Origin of the sequence: Streptomyces sp. NPDC088746 (assembly GCF_044751065.1) — a bacterium.
Lineage (GTDB): Bacteria > Actinomycetota > Actinomycetes > Streptomycetales > Streptomycetaceae > Streptomyces.
Map to the genome: position 1 here is coordinate 760,018 of NZ_JBIVLA010000001.1, position 18,379 is coordinate 778,396.

General features: G+C 71.6%; 19 protein-coding genes and 2 pseudogenes. 14 read left to right on the forward strand and 7 right to left on the reverse strand.

All coding sequences use genetic code 11. The annotated features are described in order from the left end of the window. Window positions 1-26: 26 nt before the first annotated feature. Together ACIP63_RS03705 and ACIP63_RS03710 are read right to left on the reverse strand one after the other, a co-directional pair. The gene (locus ACIP63_RS03705; RefSeq protein WP_401511092.1) at window positions 27-455 is read right to left on the reverse strand and encodes a peptidase inhibitor family I36 protein; all 429 of its coding nucleotides are present in this window, start codon (window positions 453-455) and stop codon (window positions 27-29) included. Between the two features lie 241 nt (window positions 456-696). Beyond that, window positions 697-2,307 carry an MFS transporter gene (locus ACIP63_RS03710; RefSeq protein WP_401511095.1) on the reverse strand — a complete coding sequence of 537 codons (1,611 nt, stop codon included), beginning with the start codon at window positions 2,305-2,307 and terminating at the stop codon, window positions 697-699. Between the two features lie 115 nt (window positions 2,308-2,422). On the opposite strand from ACIP63_RS03710, the gene ACIP63_RS03715 reads away from it, so the two are divergent. The 8 genes and pseudogenes from ACIP63_RS03715 (at window position 2,423) to ACIP63_RS03750 (ending at window position 10,615) form a co-directional block, all read left to right on the forward strand. After that, a complete protein-coding gene (locus tag ACIP63_RS03715; RefSeq protein ID WP_401511098.1) occupies window positions 2,423-3,088 on the forward strand; it encodes a TetR family transcriptional regulator in 666 nt (221 codons plus the stop codon). A gap of 234 nt (window positions 3,089-3,322) precedes the next feature. Beyond that, window positions 3,323-4,534, forward strand: a complete 1,212-nt coding sequence (locus tag ACIP63_RS03720; RefSeq protein ID WP_401511101.1) for an alpha/beta hydrolase — start codon at window positions 3,323-3,325, stop codon at window positions 4,532-4,534. A gap of 117 nt (window positions 4,535-4,651) precedes the next feature. After that, window positions 4,652-5,572 (forward strand): DUF4429 domain-containing protein, encoded by a 921-nt coding sequence (locus ACIP63_RS03725; RefSeq protein ID WP_401511104.1) that lies wholly within the window; start codon window positions 4,652-4,654, stop codon window positions 5,570-5,572. Window positions 5,573-5,697: 125 nt separating this feature from the next. Continuing rightward, window positions 5,698-7,047, forward strand: a complete 1,350-nt coding sequence (locus ACIP63_RS03730) for a sensor histidine kinase (RefSeq protein WP_401511107.1) — start codon at window positions 5,698-5,700, stop codon at window positions 7,045-7,047. Next, on the forward strand, window positions 7,044-7,724 hold the full coding sequence (locus tag ACIP63_RS03735) for a response regulator (protein WP_401511110.1): 681 nt from the start codon (window positions 7,044-7,046) through the stop codon (window positions 7,722-7,724). The genes ACIP63_RS03730 and ACIP63_RS03735 overlap by 4 nt, the downstream gene beginning before the upstream one ends. Before the next feature lie 171 nt (window positions 7,725-7,895). Then, window positions 7,896-8,939 (forward strand): alpha/beta hydrolase, encoded by a 1,044-nt coding sequence (locus ACIP63_RS03740; protein WP_401511113.1) that lies wholly within the window; start codon window positions 7,896-7,898, stop codon window positions 8,937-8,939. Then, window positions 8,936-10,139: pseudogene (locus ACIP63_RS03745) on the forward strand (acyltransferase). Before ACIP63_RS03740 ends, ACIP63_RS03745 begins: the two are co-directional and overlap by 4 nt. A gap of 35 nt (window positions 10,140-10,174) precedes the next feature. Next, complete coding sequence (locus ACIP63_RS03750; protein ID WP_401511116.1) at window positions 10,175-10,615, forward strand: GNAT family N-acetyltransferase; 441 nt, start codon at window positions 10,175-10,177, stop codon at window positions 10,613-10,615. Window positions 10,616-10,634: 19 nt separating this feature from the next. Here ACIP63_RS03750 and ACIP63_RS03755 read toward each other — a convergent pair whose 3' ends face one another. Both ACIP63_RS03755 and ACIP63_RS03760 read right to left on the reverse strand, forming a co-directional pair. Beyond that, window positions 10,635-11,654 carry an aldo/keto reductase gene (locus tag ACIP63_RS03755; protein WP_401511119.1) on the reverse strand — a complete coding sequence of 340 codons (1,020 nt, stop codon included), beginning with the start codon at window positions 11,652-11,654 and terminating at the stop codon, window positions 10,635-10,637. 4 nt (window positions 11,655-11,658) lie between these two features. Further along, window positions 11,659-12,120, reverse strand: coding sequence for a MerR family transcriptional regulator (locus ACIP63_RS03760; RefSeq protein WP_401511121.1), 462 nt, complete (start codon window positions 12,118-12,120; stop codon window positions 11,659-11,661). Between the two features lie 87 nt (window positions 12,121-12,207). On the opposite strand from ACIP63_RS03760, the gene ACIP63_RS03765 reads away from it, so the two are divergent. After that, entirely contained in the window at window positions 12,208-13,029 is an 822-nt protein-coding gene (locus ACIP63_RS03765) for a serine hydrolase domain-containing protein (RefSeq protein ID WP_401511124.1), read from the forward strand. Window positions 13,030-13,031: 2 nt separating this feature from the next. Here ACIP63_RS03765 and ACIP63_RS03770 read toward each other — a convergent pair. Next, a pseudogene (locus ACIP63_RS03770) lies at window positions 13,032-13,439 on the reverse strand (ATP-binding protein); the annotation flags it as partial. 82 nt (window positions 13,440-13,521) lie between these two features. On the opposite strand from ACIP63_RS03770, the gene ACIP63_RS03775 reads away from it, so the two are divergent. The 4 genes from ACIP63_RS03775 to ACIP63_RS03790 all read left to right on the forward strand — a co-directional run bounded on the left by ACIP63_RS03775 (window position 13,522) and on the right by ACIP63_RS03790 (window position 16,183). After that, window positions 13,522-14,370 carry a helix-turn-helix domain-containing protein gene (locus tag ACIP63_RS03775; RefSeq protein ID WP_401511126.1) on the forward strand — a complete coding sequence of 283 codons (849 nt, stop codon included), beginning with the start codon at window positions 13,522-13,524 and terminating at the stop codon, window positions 14,368-14,370. Further along, window positions 14,330-14,596 (forward strand): DUF397 domain-containing protein, encoded by a 267-nt coding sequence (locus ACIP63_RS03780; RefSeq protein ID WP_401511129.1) that lies wholly within the window; start codon window positions 14,330-14,332, stop codon window positions 14,594-14,596. The genes ACIP63_RS03775 and ACIP63_RS03780 overlap by 41 nt, the downstream gene beginning before the upstream one ends. Before the next feature lie 3 nt (window positions 14,597-14,599). Beyond that, window positions 14,600-15,106 carry an HAD domain-containing protein gene (locus ACIP63_RS03785; RefSeq protein ID WP_401511132.1) on the forward strand — a complete coding sequence of 169 codons (507 nt, stop codon included), beginning with the start codon at window positions 14,600-14,602 and terminating at the stop codon, window positions 15,104-15,106. Window positions 15,107-15,244: 138 nt separating this feature from the next. Further along, window positions 15,245-16,183 (forward strand): tetratricopeptide repeat protein, encoded by a 939-nt coding sequence (locus ACIP63_RS03790; RefSeq protein ID WP_401512251.1) that lies wholly within the window; start codon window positions 15,245-15,247, stop codon window positions 16,181-16,183. A 73-nt stretch (window positions 16,184-16,256) separates the two neighbouring features. On the opposite strand, the gene sigJ is transcribed toward ACIP63_RS03790, so the two are convergent. After that, window positions 16,257-17,165, reverse strand: coding sequence for an RNA polymerase sigma factor SigJ (sigJ, locus tag ACIP63_RS03795; protein WP_401511135.1), 909 nt, complete (start codon window positions 17,163-17,165; stop codon window positions 16,257-16,259). Window positions 17,166-17,267: 102 nt separating this feature from the next. On the opposite strand from sigJ, the gene ACIP63_RS03800 reads away from it, so the two are divergent. Further along, the gene (locus ACIP63_RS03800) at window positions 17,268-17,630 is read left to right on the forward strand and encodes a hypothetical protein (protein WP_401511138.1); all 363 of its coding nucleotides are present in this window, start codon (window positions 17,268-17,270) and stop codon (window positions 17,628-17,630) included. Window positions 17,631-17,652: 22 nt separating this feature from the next. Here ACIP63_RS03800 and ACIP63_RS03805 read toward each other — a convergent pair whose 3' ends face one another. Then, window positions 17,653-18,231 (reverse strand): 1,4-alpha-glucan branching protein, encoded by a 579-nt coding sequence (locus tag ACIP63_RS03805; RefSeq protein WP_401511141.1) that lies wholly within the window; start codon window positions 18,229-18,231, stop codon window positions 17,653-17,655. Window positions 18,232-18,379 lie beyond the last annotated feature (148 nt).

The following is an 18,379-nucleotide window of genomic DNA, read 5'->3' on the forward strand; positions in this document are numbered from 1 at the left end:
CGGGTCCGCCGCCCTTCGGCGTTCGCTCAGCTCTCCCAGATCTTGAAGGCCCGGACCGCGTACGGCGACCGGGGCACCCAGGTGCCGCCTCCCGGGTACGTCTCGAACTCGCCGGTCTCCGCGCACTCGGCCGACTGGTAGGTGGTGACGGGACGGCCGGTGCGGTTGACGAGCGCCTGGGCGTGGCGTCCCTCCGGAAGGGGGACGCAGCTCTCGATGTCCACGGTGGACAGCTCGTGGACCTGCCTGGCCCCGGTGAAGTCGGACTTCGCCCAGAGGCAGAGCTGCCCCGCGCCGCACGGCGCGAGCCCCGCCGGGGCGGACTGCGGGGCGCTGCGGGAGCGCTCCTGCCCGGTGGGCCCGTGGTGGGCGGCCGGTGCGGCGCCGGAGGACAGGGCCGTGGCCGGGACGAGTGCGGTGGCCGCCAGGGTGGCGGCGAGGACGGTCTTGCGCATGGTGGATCAACCCCCGTGGTCCGGTGCCGCGTCAGCCTCGGCCGGCGCGGCGCCGACGAGCCGGGCGGCTCGCCATGTCCGCACTCTGACCTGCGGAAGTACGGGCCGGGAAGGGGCCGGGCGGTGGACCACCCTGATAGGCGACAGCCCCGCCGGTACCGTCCGGCGGGGCTGTCGGGTGCGCTGTGTTGACGCCTGGGGCCCACGTGCGGGCCGGGGCGGGCCAGGTGTCTTCGAGGGGTCAGATGTGGCCCGCGCCCATTCCTGCCTCGGCGTTCGTGCCCCGCTTGGTGAGCGTGGCGACCAGGGCGGCGGCCACCGCGACGATGCCCGCGACCATGAAGGCCGCGCTCATGCCCGACACGAAGGTGTCATGGGCGACGCCGGTGATCTTCGCCGCGATCTCCGGCGGGGTGCCCGGCGCGACCGGCGGCATACCGACCTTGATGGCGGCGGACGCCTGGTCCAGCTGCGCCGGGTCCACCGGCGGGAGCTCCGCCGCCTTCCAGTTGTCGTCGAGCTTCGCGTCCACCTGGGCGGCCATGACGGCGCCGAGCACGGCCGTGCCGAGGCTTCCGCCGACCTGCATGGCGGCCTGCTGGAGTCCGCCCGCGACACCGGAGAGCTCCATCGGGGCGTTGCCCACGATGACCTCGGTGGCGCCGACCATGACCGGCGCGAGGCCGAAGCCGAGCAGCGCGAACCAGAGCGACATGGTCAGCGTGCCGGTACCGATGCTCAGCTGGGACATCCCGAACATGGCGACCGCGACGGACACCATGCCGCCGACCAGCGGCACGCGCGGCCCGAACCTGGTGATCGCGGCGCCGGCGAGCGGTGAGCCGACGATCATCATGCCGGTCAGCGGCAGCAGGTGCAGACCGCTGTCGACGGGGCTCATGCCATGGACGTTCTGAAGGTAGAAGGTGACGAAGAACAGTCCGCCCATGAAGGCGAACGCCATCAGCACCATCAGGACGACACCGGCCGACAGCGGCACGGAGCGGAACATGGCCAGCGGGATCAGGGGCTCGCGGACGTTCTTCTGGGAGAGCGCGAACACGACGAACAGGACGAGGGCGGCGCCGAGGAAGCCGAGGGTCTTCCAGTCGCCCCAGCCCCACTCGGAGCCCTTGATCAGCGACCAGATCAGGCAGAACATCGCCTGCGACAGCAGGACGATGCCACCGATGTCGAAGGACTTCGGCGCGTTCTCCGCGCGGTGGTCCCTGAGGATCACGAGGCCGAAGAGGAGCGCGACCACTCCGACGGGGACGTTGATGAAGAAGACGGACTCCCAGCTCACGTGCTCCACGAGCACACCGCCGAGGATGGGTCCGCCCGCGGTCGAGGCGCCGATCACCATGCCCCAGATGCCGATCGCCATGTTCAGCTTCTCGGCGGGGAAGGTGGCGCGCAGCAGGCCGAGCGCCGCCGGCATCAGCAGTGCGCCGAAGAGGCCCTGAAGCACCCGGAAGAAGATCACCAGGGACACGCTGCCGGAGAAACCGATGGCGGCAGACGCGGCGGCGAACCCCGCGATGCCTATGAGGAACGTCTGCCGGTGGCCGAAACGGTCACCGAGCTTGCCGGCGGTGATCAGGGAGACCGCGAGGGCGAGCATGTAGCCGTTGGTGATCCACTGGACGTCGGCGAGCGAGGCGCCGAGGTCCTGCTGGATGGCAGGGTTGGCGATCGCGACGATCGTGCCGTCGAGCGCCACCATCATCACGCCGATGGCGACGGCGAAGAGCGTCAGCCAGGGGTGGCCGCGCAGCCCTTTCGCCGGTGCGGGAACAAGGGTGTCTTCAGGCTCCCGCGGTGCCTTCTCGACAGTGGTCTGACTAGTCATGCGCAGGACGTTATGACAGCTGCTGACAGTTGACAAACCAATTCACAAGACAGTAACTGCCACGTAGCTCACAGGTAGTCTGATCAGGGAAAAACAGGGAAAAGAGGTCCGGTCGGTGACACGCAGGCAGACATCCGGGGTTCCCGCGCCGGGGGCGCCGACGGGGTTGCGCGAACGCAAGAAGAGGCGCACCCGCGAAGCCCTGCTGCACACCGCCCTCCGGCTCTTCACCACACAGGGATACGACCGGACGACGGTCGACGAGATCGTCGACGCCGTCGACGTCTCCCAGCGCACCTTCTTCCGCTACTTCGCCAACAAGGAGGCCGTCGCCTTCGCCGTCCAGGAGGCGGTGGACGCGCGCTTCCTCGCGGAGCTGCGTCAACGTCCTGCCGCGGAAGCCCCTTTCGAGGCAATGCGCCGGGCGGCTCTGGACGCCTGGAAGACCATCGCCGACACCGACGACGACGTCACGGTCGAACTCCAGATGCGCGCCTACCGGGTGATCGAGTCGACCCCCGCGCTGCACGCCGCCCATATGCGCCGCCACATCGGCCTGGAGCACCAGGCCGCCCTGCTGATCGCGGAGCGTGAGGGGATCGACCCGGAGGCGGATCCGCGCCCCCGGGTCGCCGTCGCCGCGTTCTCCGGGGTGATGCGGATGACCGGACAGCTGTGGGGACGCCGGAAGGACGCGGGGGTGGAGACGCTCCGGGAGCTGACCGAACTCCACCTGGACCAGCTCGGACCTGCGCTTTCCGGGAGCTGGCGCGCCGCGTAGGCGTGCTTACGCGGACCGCACAGCTGTGCCGCACCCCTCATCGCTCCCGCATGGCCGAACTCACAATGCCCATGCTCCGCATGCCGATTCGTGTACGCGACGGGCTTCAACCGCGCCGGACCGTGGATCCGGCGCACACGGAGCGTAAGAGGTGGACGGTCAATTCCCCGCGGTCGAGTGATCCGTGTCACCCCTGCGACGGCGTCCCGCGCGCGTCTCCTAGGGTGGGGCGCAGTGACTTCCTTCGACTCCTCCCCCACTCTCACCGCGTGGCGCGCTCTGCTCGCCATCGCGGTCGTGTTCGTGATGCTGGCGACCACCGGATGGACCGCCGTGCGTCATCAGCAGTCGTCAGCGCCGCGCGAGACGGCGCTCGCGTCCTGGGCGAAGGACCGGATAGCCGGTCACGCCCTCCCGGACGTGAGTGCCCCGGCCTACCGGCTGGCACACTTCTTCGCGACGCTCACGGCGGGCCAGCAGGTCGCCCTGGCGGACAAGTACCCGCTGGTGGTGGGGAATCTGAACGGCGCTCCGGTCACCCTGCGCTACCGCGCCAACCGGCACGCGCTGGCGCAGGCGAAGGCGGCGGAGGAACAGCGCACACAGGACACCCGTCTCTCACCGGACGGGCGCCATCAGGCCGCGCTCCGGCTGGCGCGTTTCCGGTCCATGCTCTCCGGCGACCGGCAGATCCTCGCCTTCGATCCGTCGGGCCGCGGCCGGGCGGCCGAGGTCCTCGGCGATCTGGACCGGGCCGAGCGGGTCTCGGTCGTCGTCCCCGGGGTCGACACGAACCTCCTGACGCTGGAGCGCACCGGCGTCAAGAAGAACGCGGCGCCCGTGGGCATGGCGCAGTCGCTGTACGCCGCGGAGCGCTCGGCGCGTCCCGGTTCGCGTACGGCGGTCATCGCGTGGGCCGACTACACGGCGCCCGTCGGGATCGGCATGGACTCCGCTCTGGGCGGGCTCGCGGCGGAGGGTGCGAAGCGGCTGAACGGCCTCCTCGACGCGCTGCCCGGCGCGTCGGACGTCTCGCTGTTCTGCCACAGCTACGGCTCCGTGCTGTGCGGCATGGCCGCGGACGAGTTGCCGTCCAGGGTGTCCGACATCGCGGTGGCCGGCAGCCCCGGGATGCGGGCGGACACCGCCGGCGCCTTGCACACCGGGGCCAGGGTCTGGGCGATGCGGGACAGCGACGACTGGATCGCGGACGTGCCGAACATGGCGTTCGGCGGGCTCGGACACGGTGCCGACCCGGTCGACCCGGCCTTCGGCGCGCGGATCGTGTCGGCGAGCGGCGCGATCGGGCACAGCGGCTATTTCGAGCCGGGCACGGAGAGTCTCAGCAACTTCGCCGCGATCGGAGTGGGCGCCTACGACTCGGTCAGCTGTGCGAGCTCCGACAGCGCGTGTCATCGGGAGATTTCCGGCGAGTCAGAGGCCTGACGCGCGTAGAAAGTCGTCTGACGCGCGTAGAGAGCGGCGAACGGCCTGTCTGCCTGGTCGCGATTCCGCCTGTACCGAAGGGGGACGTGCGGGCCTGTGCCACATACGATGAGGCACATGGGTGATGTGCTGGCCGGAATTCATGCCACCTGGGAGTTCGACACCGACTCCGTGCTCATCCGCTTCGAACGGGGAATCCGCACGCCGAGGCTCTTCCAGAGCCTGCGTGAACGCCGCATTCCGTATGCGGCGTTGTCGTCGGTGACGCTGACCCCCGGCAAGCGGGGCACGGTGGTCCTGCGCGCGGTGCCGAGACCAGGTGCCGATCCACTGCTCGCGGCCGCGGCCGGGCAGCTCAAGGAGGGGAACGACCCCTACCGCCTGGTGCTGCCCGCAGAGCGCGAGACGCTCGCCGAGTACTACGCCGACGAGCTGCGCGCCGTGCTCGGGTCCGAGGCGTCCCTGCCCGCCGAACGCTTCATGGTGACGGCACCCGAGGCGCCGATGCACTTCAAGGCGTACGACGGCCGGGCCGGCTTCGACGGGGCCCTGGTCTCGTTCCGGTGGTTCTGGACGGGGGCGTCGAGCGCCAAGTGGAAAGCGGGCGACCAGACGTTCCCGGTGGCGGAGCTGGCCGGGATCGAGTGGCGTTCGCCCGAGGCCTTCGAGGGATATCTCCGGCTGCTGCCACGCGGCGCGGCGTCGGACTCCGACGCGGACGGCCCCGGACCGGACCCGGTGCCCGGCGGGCAGACGCCCGTCCGCGCGCAGCCTGACCAGGATCCCGCCGCCGTGGTGTTCGGCCTGGGCTACGGGCCGGTGCACGAGTCGCTGCCCTTCGCCGCGGCGGTCCTCGAGTCCGTCCGCCGGACGCAGTCGGTGCCGGTCGCGACCGCCCCGGTCCCGGTGGGCGGCGCGCGGCGCGACCCCGCGGACATCGCGGAACGTATACGCCACCTCGGGGACCTGCACCAGGCGGGCCTGGTGACGGACGCGGAGTACAGCGCGAAGAAGGCGGAGCTCCTCGCCGAGCTGTAGGCCGCACCCCGCCGCCCGCTCCCCGGAACAGGGCCGACCCCTACCTGGGTACGGGTCCGGCGGCCCGCGGTCCGTCCCCCGGTATGACGCCGCCCGGCACACTCCGCGCCTACTCTGACCCGATCATGCCCCCGTCTCCCCCCGGGCCCCCGCCCGCCGACGGTCTGCTGAGCGCCGCCCGCCGCAATCTGCGCGAGCTCGCCCACGGGCTGTCCCACGCGTCCCACCCGCCGACCCCGCTGTTCGCCGAGTCCCCGAGGCGCTGGCTGCGGCTGCTGCCGTACGCGGTCGTGCTCGCGCTCACCGTCACCCTCGTCCCCGTCACGATCAACGTGCTGACCGGCGACTACGGGGTACGCGGCGGAGTCGCCGGCGCCCTGGCCGTCGGACAGGCCGCGCCTATGCTGATGCTGGCGCACCGGCCGTTGCAGGCCTGGTGGATCGTCTTCACCGCCGACATCGTGGGCGCCCTGGTGCTGCTGGCACGGCCCGAGCAGCCGGGCACCATCTGGCCGTGGACCCCGCCGGTCGTCGTCGGCTACCTCTTCGTGCTGCTGGCCCTGGGACTGCGCGAGAGGCGGCACACCGTGATCGGTGTGTGGCTGGCGACGGGCGCGGCCGGGTCGCTGCTGCACCTCCTCGCGCCCGTGCGCAGCGACGGCGGAGCGCTCCTGCTGTGCGTTCTCGGCGCGGTGGTGCTGGTGATCGGTGCCTCGGTACGCGAACGGGGCGAGGCCCAACGCCGGCTCGCCGAGCAATGGACCATCAGCGAGGCCGAGCGGGCGCAGCGCACGCTGCTGGAGGAGCGCACCCGGATCGCCCGGGAGCTCCATGACGTGGTCGCGCACCACATGTCGGTGATCACGGTGCAGGCCGACTCGGCGCCGTACCGGGTCAGCGGGCTCTCCGAGGAGGCGCGGGCGGAGTTCGCCTCGATCGCGGCCGGGGCCCGGGAGTCACTGGCCGAGATGCGCCGGCTGCTGTCGGTCCTGCGCAGTGACGGCAGCCGGGGCGAGCTCGCCCCGCAGCCCGGGCTCGACCGGGTGCAGCAGCTGGTGGAGGCGACGGTACGAGCGGGGCTCCCGGCCGAGCTGTCGATGGCGACGGACGTGCGGGAGGCGGTGGAGCGGGGCGGCGTGCCGCAGGCGGTGGACCTCTCGGCGTACCGCATCGTGCAGGAGGCGCTGGCCAACGTGGTGCGGCACGCGCCGGGTGCGCGGACCAGGGTGTCGGTCACGGCGCGCGACGGCCATCTGACCGTGCTGGTCGTGAACGAGGAGGCGGAGAAGCCGGGTTCGCCGCTGGAGACGTCGGGGACGGGACACGGGCTGGTCGGCATGCGGGAACGCGTACGGTTGACCGGCGGCACACTCGACACCGGGCCGCTGCCGGACGGTGGTTTCCGGGTGGCCGCGCGGCTCCCGCTGCCACCGGACAGGCCGCCCTCCCCATCCGTGACTCCGGAGGAATCGTGACCATCCGCGTGATCATCGTCGACGACCAGGCCATGGTGCGGGCCGGGTTCGCCGCGCTGCTGGCGGCGCAGAGCGACATCGACGTGGTGGGCGAGGCCCCGGACGGGCGCCAGGGTGTCGAGGTCAGCAGGTCGGTGCATCCGGACGTCGTCCTGATGGATGTCAGGATGCCGGAGATGGACGGACTGGCCGCCGCCCGCGAGCTGCTGAGCCCGCCGACGGGGGTGGTGCACCGGCCGAAGGTCCTGATGCTCACCACCTTCGACGTCGACGACTACGTGTACGAGGCGCTGCGCGCCGGCGCGTCCGGGTTCCTCCTGAAGGACGCCCCGCCGGCGGATCTGATCTCGGCGGTGCGGGTCGTGGCGGCGGGGGACGCGCTCCTCGCGCCGTCCGTGACGCGGCGGCTCATCGCGGACTTCGCACGGCAGCGCCCGGCTCCGCCGTCCGGCGGGCCGGCGCTGCGGCTGAACGGTCTGACACCGCGCGAGACGGAGGTCCTGGAGCTGATCGCCCGGGGCCTGTCGAACCAGGAGATCGCGGCGCGGCTGGTGCTGGCCGAGCAGACCGTGAAGACGCACATCGGCAAGGTGCTGGCGAAGCTCGGACTCCGGGACCGGGCACAGGCCGTGATCTTCGCGTACGAGTCGGGGCTGGTGGCTCCGGGCGAGGCGTAGCCGCCCCTGCCGCCGGCCCCCTGCTCGACGGGGGGCTGTCCCCCCGTACGCCCCCTACCCCGGTAGCACCGGACAGTTGGCCCCCCGGTGTGACGCCCTGTCACCCACCGTCTTCCTACCTTCCTCTCCGGCACACCGAACGGTGCGCCGGTTCCGTAAGGGGAGGGCACGATGCGCCGATTCGCGAGGACGCTGGCCGCGGTCGCACTGGCGACCACCGTGGTGGCGGGGACGGCCGGCTGGGCGTCCGGGAACACCCAGCGGGCGGTGACGGGTCCGCCGCCCGGCAGCGCCTCGTGGCGTGCGGACGGGGTGCTGGGGCGGGAGCTGCCGGACCCGGGCCGCGCGACGCCCGAGCAAGTGCAGGCGTTCTTCCGGGGGTTGGGCCCGGCCGAGCGGCAGGTGCTGCTGGAGCGGCATCCGTCGGTCGTCGGCAATCTGGACGGGACACCGCTGGAGCTCCGCTACCGCGCCAACGCCCTTGCGCTGCGCGCCTCCGACGACGCCCGGTACGCCGGACTCGCCGCGTCCGGCCGGCAGATCCTCGCCTTCGACCCCCGGGGCCGCGGCCAGGTCGCCGAGGTGTTCGGCGACCTGCGCTCCGCGCGTCATGTGTCCGTCGTGGTACCCGGGTCGGACATCGACGCGGGGACCTTCGACCGGCGCGGCGACGTGTACGGCACGCCGGCGGGCATGGCCAAGTCCCTGTACGCCGGGACGGGTCGGGGCAGTGCGGTGATCGCCTGGGCCGGGTACACCACCCCGGTGGGCCTCGGGCTGGACGCCGCGACGGGCACGCTGGCCGAGGCCGGGGCGGAGCGGCTGACCCGGTTCACGGCGGGTCTTGCGTCCGACGGGCTGCCCGCGCCGGCCGTGTTCTGCCACAGCTACGGCTCGGTGGTGTGCGGGCTCGCGGCCTCCGGTCTCGGGGCCACGGACCTGGTCGTGCTCGGCTCCCCCGGGATGCGCGCGGACGACGTGGCCGGTCTGCACACCGGAGCACGTGTCTGGGCGGCCAAGGACGACACCGACTGGATCGGCGACGTGCCGCACGTCCGGGTGGCGGGTCTGGGCCACGGCGCCGATCCGGCCGACGAGGAGTTCGGGGCGCGACGGGTGCCCGCGGAGGACGCCGAGGGCCACACCGGCTACTTCGCCCCCGGCACGGACTCGCTCCGGGCCTTCACCGCCATCGCCGAGGGGGTCTCCCGATGAGCGCCCGGCAGCTGGCCTCCCGGATCGACGCGAGCACTCCCGCCCACCGCGACCGCGCGGTCGACGGGCTGCGCGCCCTGGCGCTGATGGCCGTACCGGCCGGTCACTGGCTGCTCGGCGGGTTCGGCCTGGACAGCGAGGGCGGCCTGCACAACGCCAGCCCGCTCTCCACCTTCGCCGTGTTCTCCCCGGTGAGCTGGGTGCTCCAGATGCTGGGCGTGTTCTTCCTGGTCGGGGGCTACGCCTCCGTCCTCTCCTACCACCGCCGGCCGTCCACCACCGGCGCGTGGCTGCGCGGCCGGATGGTGCGGCTGGGCAGGCCCGTGCTCGGTGTGACCGCCGTGTGGGCGCTGATGATCCCGGTGCTGTACGCCGTCGGCGTCCCCGAGGACACCTTGCGTACGGGGGCGAAGCTGGTGATCCAGCCGCTCTGGTTCGTCGGGGTGTACGCCGTGGTCACGGCACTCACGCCGTACTGCGTACGGCTGGCCCGGCGGCTCGGCGGCTGGGCGGCCGCCCCGCTGATCGGCTCGGTCGCCGCGGTCGACTTCCTGCGCTACGGGCCGTACGCGGACGCCGTGCCGTCCTGGCTGAGTCTGCTGAACATCCTGCCCGGCTGGCTCTTCGCCTATCAGCTCGGCGTCAGCTGGGGCGAGGGCCGTCTCTCCCGGCGGGGCGCCCGGCTCCTGCTCGTCGGCGGCACGGCCCTGTTCGCCGTGCTGCTGCTCGCCTTCCACTACCCGGCCTCGATGGTCGGCGTGCCCGGCGAGACCCGGACCAATTCGCATCCGCCGTCGCTGCTGGTCCTCGCGCTGGCCTCGGCGCAGAGCGGTGCGGCGGTCCTGCTGCACGGCCGGATCGGCAGGGCGCCGCCCCGCGCTGTGGGCGCCGGTGGTGGTCATCAACCTGTCGGCGATGACGATCCTGTGCTGGCACCAGACGGCGATGCTGGCCGCCGCCGTCCCGGCCTCCTTCGCCGGCGCCGTACCCGGGCTGACCACCGACCCGGACTCGCTCGGCTGGATCCTGGCCCGGCTGGCGTGGACGCCCGTGTTCGCCGCCCTGCTCGTGCTGATCTCCCGGTACGCCCGCAGGTTCGAGGCGCCCTGGCAGACCGCCGGCCGGACCGCGAACGCCCGCCGGGCAGCGGCCGGGCTGCTCGCGGCGGGCTTCGCGGTCTTCGCGCTCCGGCTGGCCTGAGGCAGACGTGCGGCTGCCCGTGCCAGGCTCAGCGCATGACGATCACTGTGCGGCCGGCGGCCGAGGCGGACCTGTCGGCGTTGCTGGCTCTCTACGGCGAGTTGAACCCGGACGACGCTCCGTTGCCCCAGGCGTCCGCAGATGCCGTCTGGGCAGCCATATCGAAGCAGCAGGGACGCACGGTCCTGGTGGCCGAGGCCGACGGCACCGTGGCCGGAACGGCGGACTGCATCGTCATGCCGAACCTGACTCGCGGCGGCCGGGCCATCCTGTTCGTGGAGAACGTGGTGGTGGCCGGCTCCTTCAGGCGGCGGGGACTGGGCCGCCGGCTGGTGGAGGCAGCCGTCGGGCTGGGCAAGGCAGCCGGCTGCTACAAGGTCCAGCTGCTGGCGGCTGATGACGAGTACGTCCACACCTTCTACCGGGCCTGCGGCTTCAAGGCCCTGGCAGAGGGATTCCGCCGCTACATCCCCTAGCGGCCCCCACCAGGGCCGCTTACTCCCGCGCGGTGGCCGTGTTGCTCATGTCCGGGTACCGGTCCCCCGCCACCTGGCCCGCGATGGGCTCCAGCAGCTCCAGCTCCTGCTGGGTCAGCGTGAGCCGGGTCGCCGCCACGTTCTCCAGCAGACGGCTCCGCTTACGCGTACCGGGGATCGGCACCACGGTCAGGCCGTGCACCTGGGCCCGCTGCTGCACCCAGGCCAGGGCGACCTGCGCGGCCGTCACACCGTGCGCCGCCGCGATCTTGTGCACCGGCTCCAGCAGCGCGGCGTTGGTCTTCGCGTTCTCCCCGGTGAAGCGCGGCTGGTGCTTGCGGAAGTCGTCCTCCCCCAGGTCCTTGGCCGCGTCCGCGAACGCCCCGGTCAGGAAGCCGCGGCCGAGCGGCGAGTACGGCACGAGGGTCACCCCGAGCTCGACGGCCGCGGGCACGGCGCTGCGCTCCACGTCCCGGCTGAAGAGCGACCACTCGGACTGGAGGGCCGCGATCGGGTGCACGGCGTGCGCCTCACGGAGCTCGTCCCCGGTCACCTCGCTCAGCCCGAGCTGCTTGACCTTGCCCTGCTCCACGAGCTCGGCCATCGCACCCACCGATTCGGCGAACGGGACGAGCGGGTCACGGCGGTGCATGTAGTACAGGTCGATGACATCGGTGCCCAGCCGGCGCAGGCTGGCCTCCACGGCCTGGCGGATGTACGCGGGATCGTTGCGCACACCCCGGTAGTGCGGGTCGTCGTCCCGCCGCTCGATGGCGAATTTGGTCGCCAGCGTGATCTCGTCGCGGTGCGCCCCGACGAACGGCGCGAGGAACGTCTCGTTGGCACCGCTCCCGTAGATGTCCGCGGTGTCGAAGAGGGTGACCCCGGCCTGCAGCGCCGCCTCCAGGGTGTCCCGGGCGGCCGGCTCGTCGGTGGTTCCGTAGAACTCGCTGATCCCCATGCAGCCGAGCCCCTGCACACCGACCTGCGGGCCTCCGTCGGCGAGCTGTACGGTCGCGATCTTTCCGGTCTCACTCATGTCGTCAGGCCCTTTCGGATTCCGACGCCGCGCGGGCGCCGCCATAAAAGTCGATCTTGAAGTCGAGCACGGCGAGGGTCCCCTGGAGTTCCGCGATCCGTGTCTTCACGTCGCGCCGGGTCGCCTCCAGCAGTTCCTGCCGCTCGGCGAAGGTGTGGTCGCCCTCCCTGAGCAGTTCCGCGTATCGGACCATGTCGGCGACCGGCATTCCGGTCAGCCTCAGCTTGCCGACGAAGGTCAGCCAGTCCAGGTCGCGGTTGCTGAAGCGGCGCTGTCCCGTGTGGGAGCGGTCGACGTGCGGCATCAGCCCGATCCGCTCGTACCAGCGCAGCGTGTGGGCGGTGAGCCCGCAGAACGCGACGACCTCGCTGATGGTGTAGTGGTCCTGGCCCTCGGGGCGCGGACGCGCCTTCGGGGCGGAAGCGCGGGTGTCCGTCCGTGCGGAACTGCTCTCCATCACCGTCATGACCTCCACGCTAGAACGTTGGAGTGCACTCCAAGCAAGCGTAATCGGGTCGCGATCCCGGATTCGGCTCCCGTTAGGCTCATACGCATGCAGAGCCTGGCGATGATCGAGAACTGGCCCGTCCCCACCGCGGCAGCCGCCGTCGTCACCTCGGACGGCACGCTCCTGGGTACCCATGGTCCCACCACGCACCGCTTCCCGCTGGCCTCGGTGACCAAGCCGCTGGCGGCCTACGCGGCCCTGGTGGCGTACGAGGAGGGCGCCGTCGAGCTGGACGAGCCGGCCGGCCCCGAGGGCTCGTCCGTCCGCCACCTCCTCGCGCACACCAGCGGCCTCGCCTTCGACGAACACCGGGTCACCGCGCCTCCCGGCACCCGCAGGCTGTATTCCAACGCCGGCTTCGAGGTGCTCGGCGACCACATCGCGAAGGCCACCGAGATCCCGTTCGCCGAGTACGCCCGCCAGGCGGTCCTGGAGCCCCTGGGCATGACGTCGACGACTCTGGAGGGCTCCCCGGCCAAGGACGGCGTCTCGACCGTGGACGACCTCGTGCGCTTCGCCGCCGAGGTACAGGCCCCGCGCCTCCTCGACCCGCGTACGGTCCTGGAGGCGCAGACCGTCGTACACCCCGGTCTCAAGGGCGTGCTCCCCGGTTACGGTCACCAGAACCCGAACGACTGGGGGCTCGGCTTCGAGATCCGCGACTCCAAGTCGCCGCACTGGACCGGGCTTTCCTCCTCCCCCGCCGCCTTCGGCCACTTCGGCCAGTCCGGCACGTTCCTCTGGATCGACCCGGCGGCGGGCGCGGCCTGCGTCGCGCTGACGGACCGCGCCTTCGGACCGTGGGCGGCCGAGGTCTGGACGCCGTTCACCGACGCGGTGCTCGCGGAGCTCGCCGCCTCCCGCTGAGCGCACTCGAACCACACCGTCTTCCCGCATCCGTCACGGCGCTCCTCCACGCCCCACTTGTCGGCGACGGCGTCCACCAGGAGCAGCCCCCGGCCGCCCTCGTCGAGCACGTCCCCGTCGAGAGGGCGGGGCAGCCGGGGGCACGCGTCCGCGACCTCGACGCGCACGCCCCCGGTGGGGAGCAGGAAGATGAAGACCTGGCAGCGGCGGCCGGGAACATGCCGTACGACGTTGGCGATCAGCTCGGTGAGGGCGAGCTCCGCCGCGTCCGCCACATCGAGCAGCGCCCAGCGGGTGAGGTAGAGCCGCAGGATGCGGCGCAGATGACGGGCCGAGTGCGCGCCCATCGCGAGATCGGCACGGTAGACAGCTTCCATGTCACCGGTCCGGGTGCCGGATACGTGATTCATGTCACCAGGATGCAGTGTCTTGATTACTCTCGGCTACGAAATCAAACGAACGCCGCCAGGCGTTGGAGCGAGAGGCCCCTCCATGGCCCACGTGCAGTCACTCGACCCAAGTGCTTCCCCACTGGACTTCTACGGCTGGGAGCTGCGCCGCCGACGGGAGGCCGCCGGCCTCAAGCAGGGCCAGCTCGGCGAGATCATCTTCTGTACGGGCTCGCTGATCGGCCAGATCGAGACGACGAAGAAGGTCCCGACCCGCGACTTCTCGGAACGCCTGGACGCCGCGCTCGGCACGGACGGGGTGTTCTCACGGCTGATCGGGCTGGTCCTGCGGAGCCAACTGCCGACGTGGTTCCAGGCGTACGCGGACATGGAAGCGCGGGCTTCGTACATCTCCACGTACCAGGCGCAGTTGGTGTACGGGCTGTTGCAGACGGAGGAGTACGCGCGGGCGGTCCTGGCCACCGGCATGCCCGACGACCTGGAGGGACTGCTCGCGGCCCGGATGGAACGCCAGCGGATCCTGGAGCGCTCACAGCCCCCGCTGGCCTGGGCGATCCTGGACGAGGCGGTGCTGCACCGGCCGATCGGCGGGCGCGAGGTGATGCGGGACCAACTCGCCCGCTTGTTGGAGTTCACGAGGCACCGGTGGATGCGGGTCCAGGTGTTGCCGTTCATGGCAGGCGAACACACGAGTCTGGACGGGTCGTTCAACCTTCTGCGCTTCGACGGGGACCCGGACATCATCTACACGGAAGACCTCATCTCGGGCCACATGACCGCCAGCCCCGAGACCATCAGGGAGGCCATGCGCCGCTACGCTCACTTGCAGGCCGCAGCCCTCTCCGTCGAGGATTCCGCGGCGCTGATCACCCGTGTGATGGAGGAGCGTTATGGCAACCGGCCCGAACCTGAAGAGCGCGCCGTGGCGTAAGTCCAGCTACAGCGGGAGTTCTGGCGGCGAATGCGTCGAGTGCACCGTCACCGGCGGCGCCGCCTGGCGGAAGTCGTCGTACAGCGGTAGCACCGGCGGTGATTGCGTAGAGGTCGCCGACGGCTGCTCCGCGTCCGTCCCCGTCCGCGACAGCAAGAACCCGGCCGGCCCCGTGCTCGTCATGAGCACCGCCGCCTGGCAGGCCTTCGTGGACGGGCTCCGCTGACGCGTGGCCGGTTCTCCGCTGCCCGTCCTCTTCCTCGATGTCGACGGCCCGCTCATCCCGTTCGGCGCCTCACGGGAACAACTCCCGGACGGCTACCCGACCTTCGGAGGGGCGGGACCGAATCCGCTGATCGCCAGAATCGATCCTGATCACGGACGCCGTCTGGAGGCGCTGCCGTGCGAGCTGGTGTGGGCCACGACGTGGATGTCCGACGCGAACGAGTGCATCGCACCGTGGCTCGGTCTGCCCGAACTCCCCGTCGTGACCTGGCCGGAGCCGTCCCACGAGGGCGGGCCGCCCGGGTTCCACTGGAAGACTCCGGCCCTCGTCCGGTGGGCCGCCGGACGACCCTTCGCGTGGGTCGACGACGAGATCGCCGAGGCCGACCGCGCCTGGGTGGAGGTACACCACCCAGGGCGGGCACTCCTCCACCGCGTCGAGGCCTGGCGCGGCCTCACCGGCGCGGACTTCGCCGTACTGGACGCATGGCTGGGGTCCGGGCTCCGATAGTTCGACGGCGCCGCTGTTCGCGGAGAGGGGCACGGCCACCACGGGTGAGCGCCCAACGCTCCCAGAACCTTTGGCCATGGATATTCTCTGGGGGTGTCGAATCAGTCGGTGGCGGCGGGGGTCGGACTCGCCGGGGTGATGGCGCACTGCGGCGGAAGCCCGGTCCCCGCCATGAAGTTTCTGGTGAGGGCGATAGCCTCGGCGCCGACAGCGCCGGAGCCCTATGCGGCCCTCGTCGAGTTGTGGCAGGACCGGCGCCCGGAACTCGAGGAGGGTCTCGAAGGGGACGGCTCCTTGAGCGCGGTGCTGGCACAGGCGTACTTCCTGTTCCTCGAAGGGGACATGGACGACGCCGTGATGGCCCTTGGTTCGGTCACCGGCGCGCGGCCCGATGTGGCGTGGGGCGCTGCACCCTGGTTCAGCGATGCGCGCTTTCTCGGTGCGGTGAGCGCCGAGGCGCTGGCCGAAGCCTGTCTGAGGACGTTGGATTACGGCCACGACCTGGACACCGACGAGATGCGTGAGCGGTTCGCGCCCTGGTTCCATGCCATCGAGGTGGTGTCCGAACGCAGTCCCGTTCCCGAGGCGCTGGCCTCCATGGCTCGGCTGCCCCGGGCCTGCGGCCGTTACGAGCTGTGCTTCGCCCTGTGCGATCGCGCCGATGCCGTCGAGCTGGTCATGTGGACCGCAGTCGCGCGAGCGGCCACCTGGCGCGTGATGGGCGTCCTGGACCAGGCTGCGGCGGCCTTCGGATGCGCCCTGACCCAGGACCCCGCCAACTGGTCCCTCTACCTGGACCTGGCGGACGTGCGTGCGGAGCAGGGCGACTTCGCCGCAGCCGCGAGCCTCGTCGAACAGGGCCTGGAGTACGAGCCCCACGAGGTCTCCCTGCGCGCGGCGGGCGCCGCCTACCGCACGCGCCTTTCCGGCTCGTCCGACGACCTGATGGCCCTGATCGCCCTTGCGCCGGAGCTCGCGAACACCACCTACCGAAATCTGCTGATCGACCTCGCGTGTGCAGGGCCGGGACTGCCTCCGAGAATCGTGGCCGAGGCCCACCGCATCCGCGCGGCCTGAATGGACTGCTGTACCGACCGTTCAAGCCAGGAGGGCCTTCCGGTGCCTCGTGGCACGCTCGGCCGGACAGCGCCTAGTCCTCCCGGTCCTCCCGCCCCCACGGCCGCAGCTTCTCCGGGTTGCGGACCACCCAGATCCGGGTGACACGGCCGTCGGCCACCTCGAACGAGGCCACGGTCAGGACGGCGCCTCCACGCCGGGCCACCAGGCCCGGCGACCCGTTGACCGACCGCTCGACGAGTTCGAGCCCCGGCGCCTTGTCGGCGATGGCGACCATGTACTGGGCGATGCGCGCCCCGCCCTCGACCGGGCGCAGGACCGTACCCACCATGCCCCCGCCGTCGGCCGTCATCACGGCGGCCGGGTCGAGAAGGTCGACGAGGGCCGCGATGTTCTTGGTCTCCCACGCCTCCTTCACCTGCCGTACCGCGTCGGCCTGCCCTGCCCCCGTCACGGGTGCCCGCGCTTCACGCACCCGCCGCCGGGCGGAGGCCGCGAGCTGCTTGCAGGCCGCGGGGGTCCGGTCGAGGATGCCGGCGATCTCGGCGAACGGGTACCGGAAGACGTCGTGCAGGACGAACGCCACCCGCTCGGCCGGGGTCATCGACTCCAGGACGACGAGGAAGGCCATCGTCACCGATTCGTCCAGGACCAGCTGGTCGGCGGGGTCGGTGCCGGGGCCGTTGTCCCATTCGGCGCGGGTGGGCAGCGGGTCGGGCAGCCACGCCCCGACATAGCGTTCACGCCGGGCACGTGCCGAGCCGAGGACGTCCAGGCAGATGCGGCCGGTCACCGTCGTCAGCCACGCCCCCGGGGCCACGATCTCGTCCCGCCTGCTTCGCGGCAGCGCGTACCAGCGTGCGTAGGCCTCCTGGACGGCGTCCTCGGACTCGGCCAGCGAACCGAGCAACCGGTAGGCGACATTGATCAGTTGGCGCCGTTCACCGGCTACCTCGTCGGTGCTCGTCCTCGCCGTCCCCATGCTCCCGGCCGCCCCCTCGCCTTACCTTTCGCGGGCCCACGTCGTCGGGCTGGTGAGACCTTATCGATCTACTGCCCTCAGGGCGGGAAAAGGGGACCGAGCATGGCAACCCAGGCGACGGCACAGCACCGCTTCTCGTTTCTGCGGATCGCGATCACCCTCCAGACCCTGACCATCTTCCTTCAGGCGGTCTCCGCCGGACTGCTGCTGACCGTGTCCTACGGGGAGACGCTGCACAGCGTCGGGGCCCGCGTGATGTACGGGGCGTCGATGCTGTACGTGATCGCTGCGGTGCTCGCGTGGAAGCCGGGCGGTGGCTCGCCCCGTCCCATCTGGCACGCGTCCGGCTTCCTGGTCCTCGCCTCGGTCCAGGTCGTGGTCGGCATCGCGCACATACCGTCGGTCCATCTCCCGCTGGGCGTGCTGATGTTCGGGCTGAGCGTGCTGGCGGCGGCCCGGCGCTGACGTCCGGGGCCCGCGCCGCATCTCACGACGGCGCGACGACCGCGAGTGCGCCCCGTGCGGCCGTACCGTCCGGCCAGGTCCACCCGGCGACGAGGCCCCCGGGCGGCGCCTGCGCGGCCGTCGTCGGCCGCAGGACACGGTTGACCCGGACATCGTGCCCGTCGTCGGGGCCGTCACCGTGCACGGTGACGGTCGGGTCGGGGGTGTCGCTCCGGGTCAGGTGCTGCGGCGTCGCGTCACCGCGCAGGAGCGCGCGCAACTGCGCCGTCACGACCGGGTCGTGGACACCGTCGTAGATCCACCGGGTCCCGAGCACCCCGTGCTCGGAGGTACCGATCAGCGCCTCGGTGGGGGCTCCCTCCAGCACTTCGCCCCGGTAGGCCAGCGGGACCGCGTACGCCACGGGCTCCGGCGCGGCGGTGTCCACCACGATCATGAACTCGATCCCGACGGCGCCCTCCGGGTCGTCCAGACGGAAACCCCCGGCCCGGGCCAGTTCCGGCGTCCTGGTGCCGCCCACGTACCAGTCCTGCCGGGGCAGCCAGTCGGTGAGCAGTTCCAGCTTGGTGGGCGTCATGGTGGTGGCGTGGATAACGGCCATGCGGGCTCTCCTTCAGCGTGCGTGGGCTCCATCCTGCCCGGTGTCCTCGTACCGGTGGAGGCATGAGGTGTGGCGCGGGCGAAGAGAATGTGACGACGGTCGTTGGGGAGTTACGGACGGTCCAGCCCCCTGAATCGGGCCGATTTCT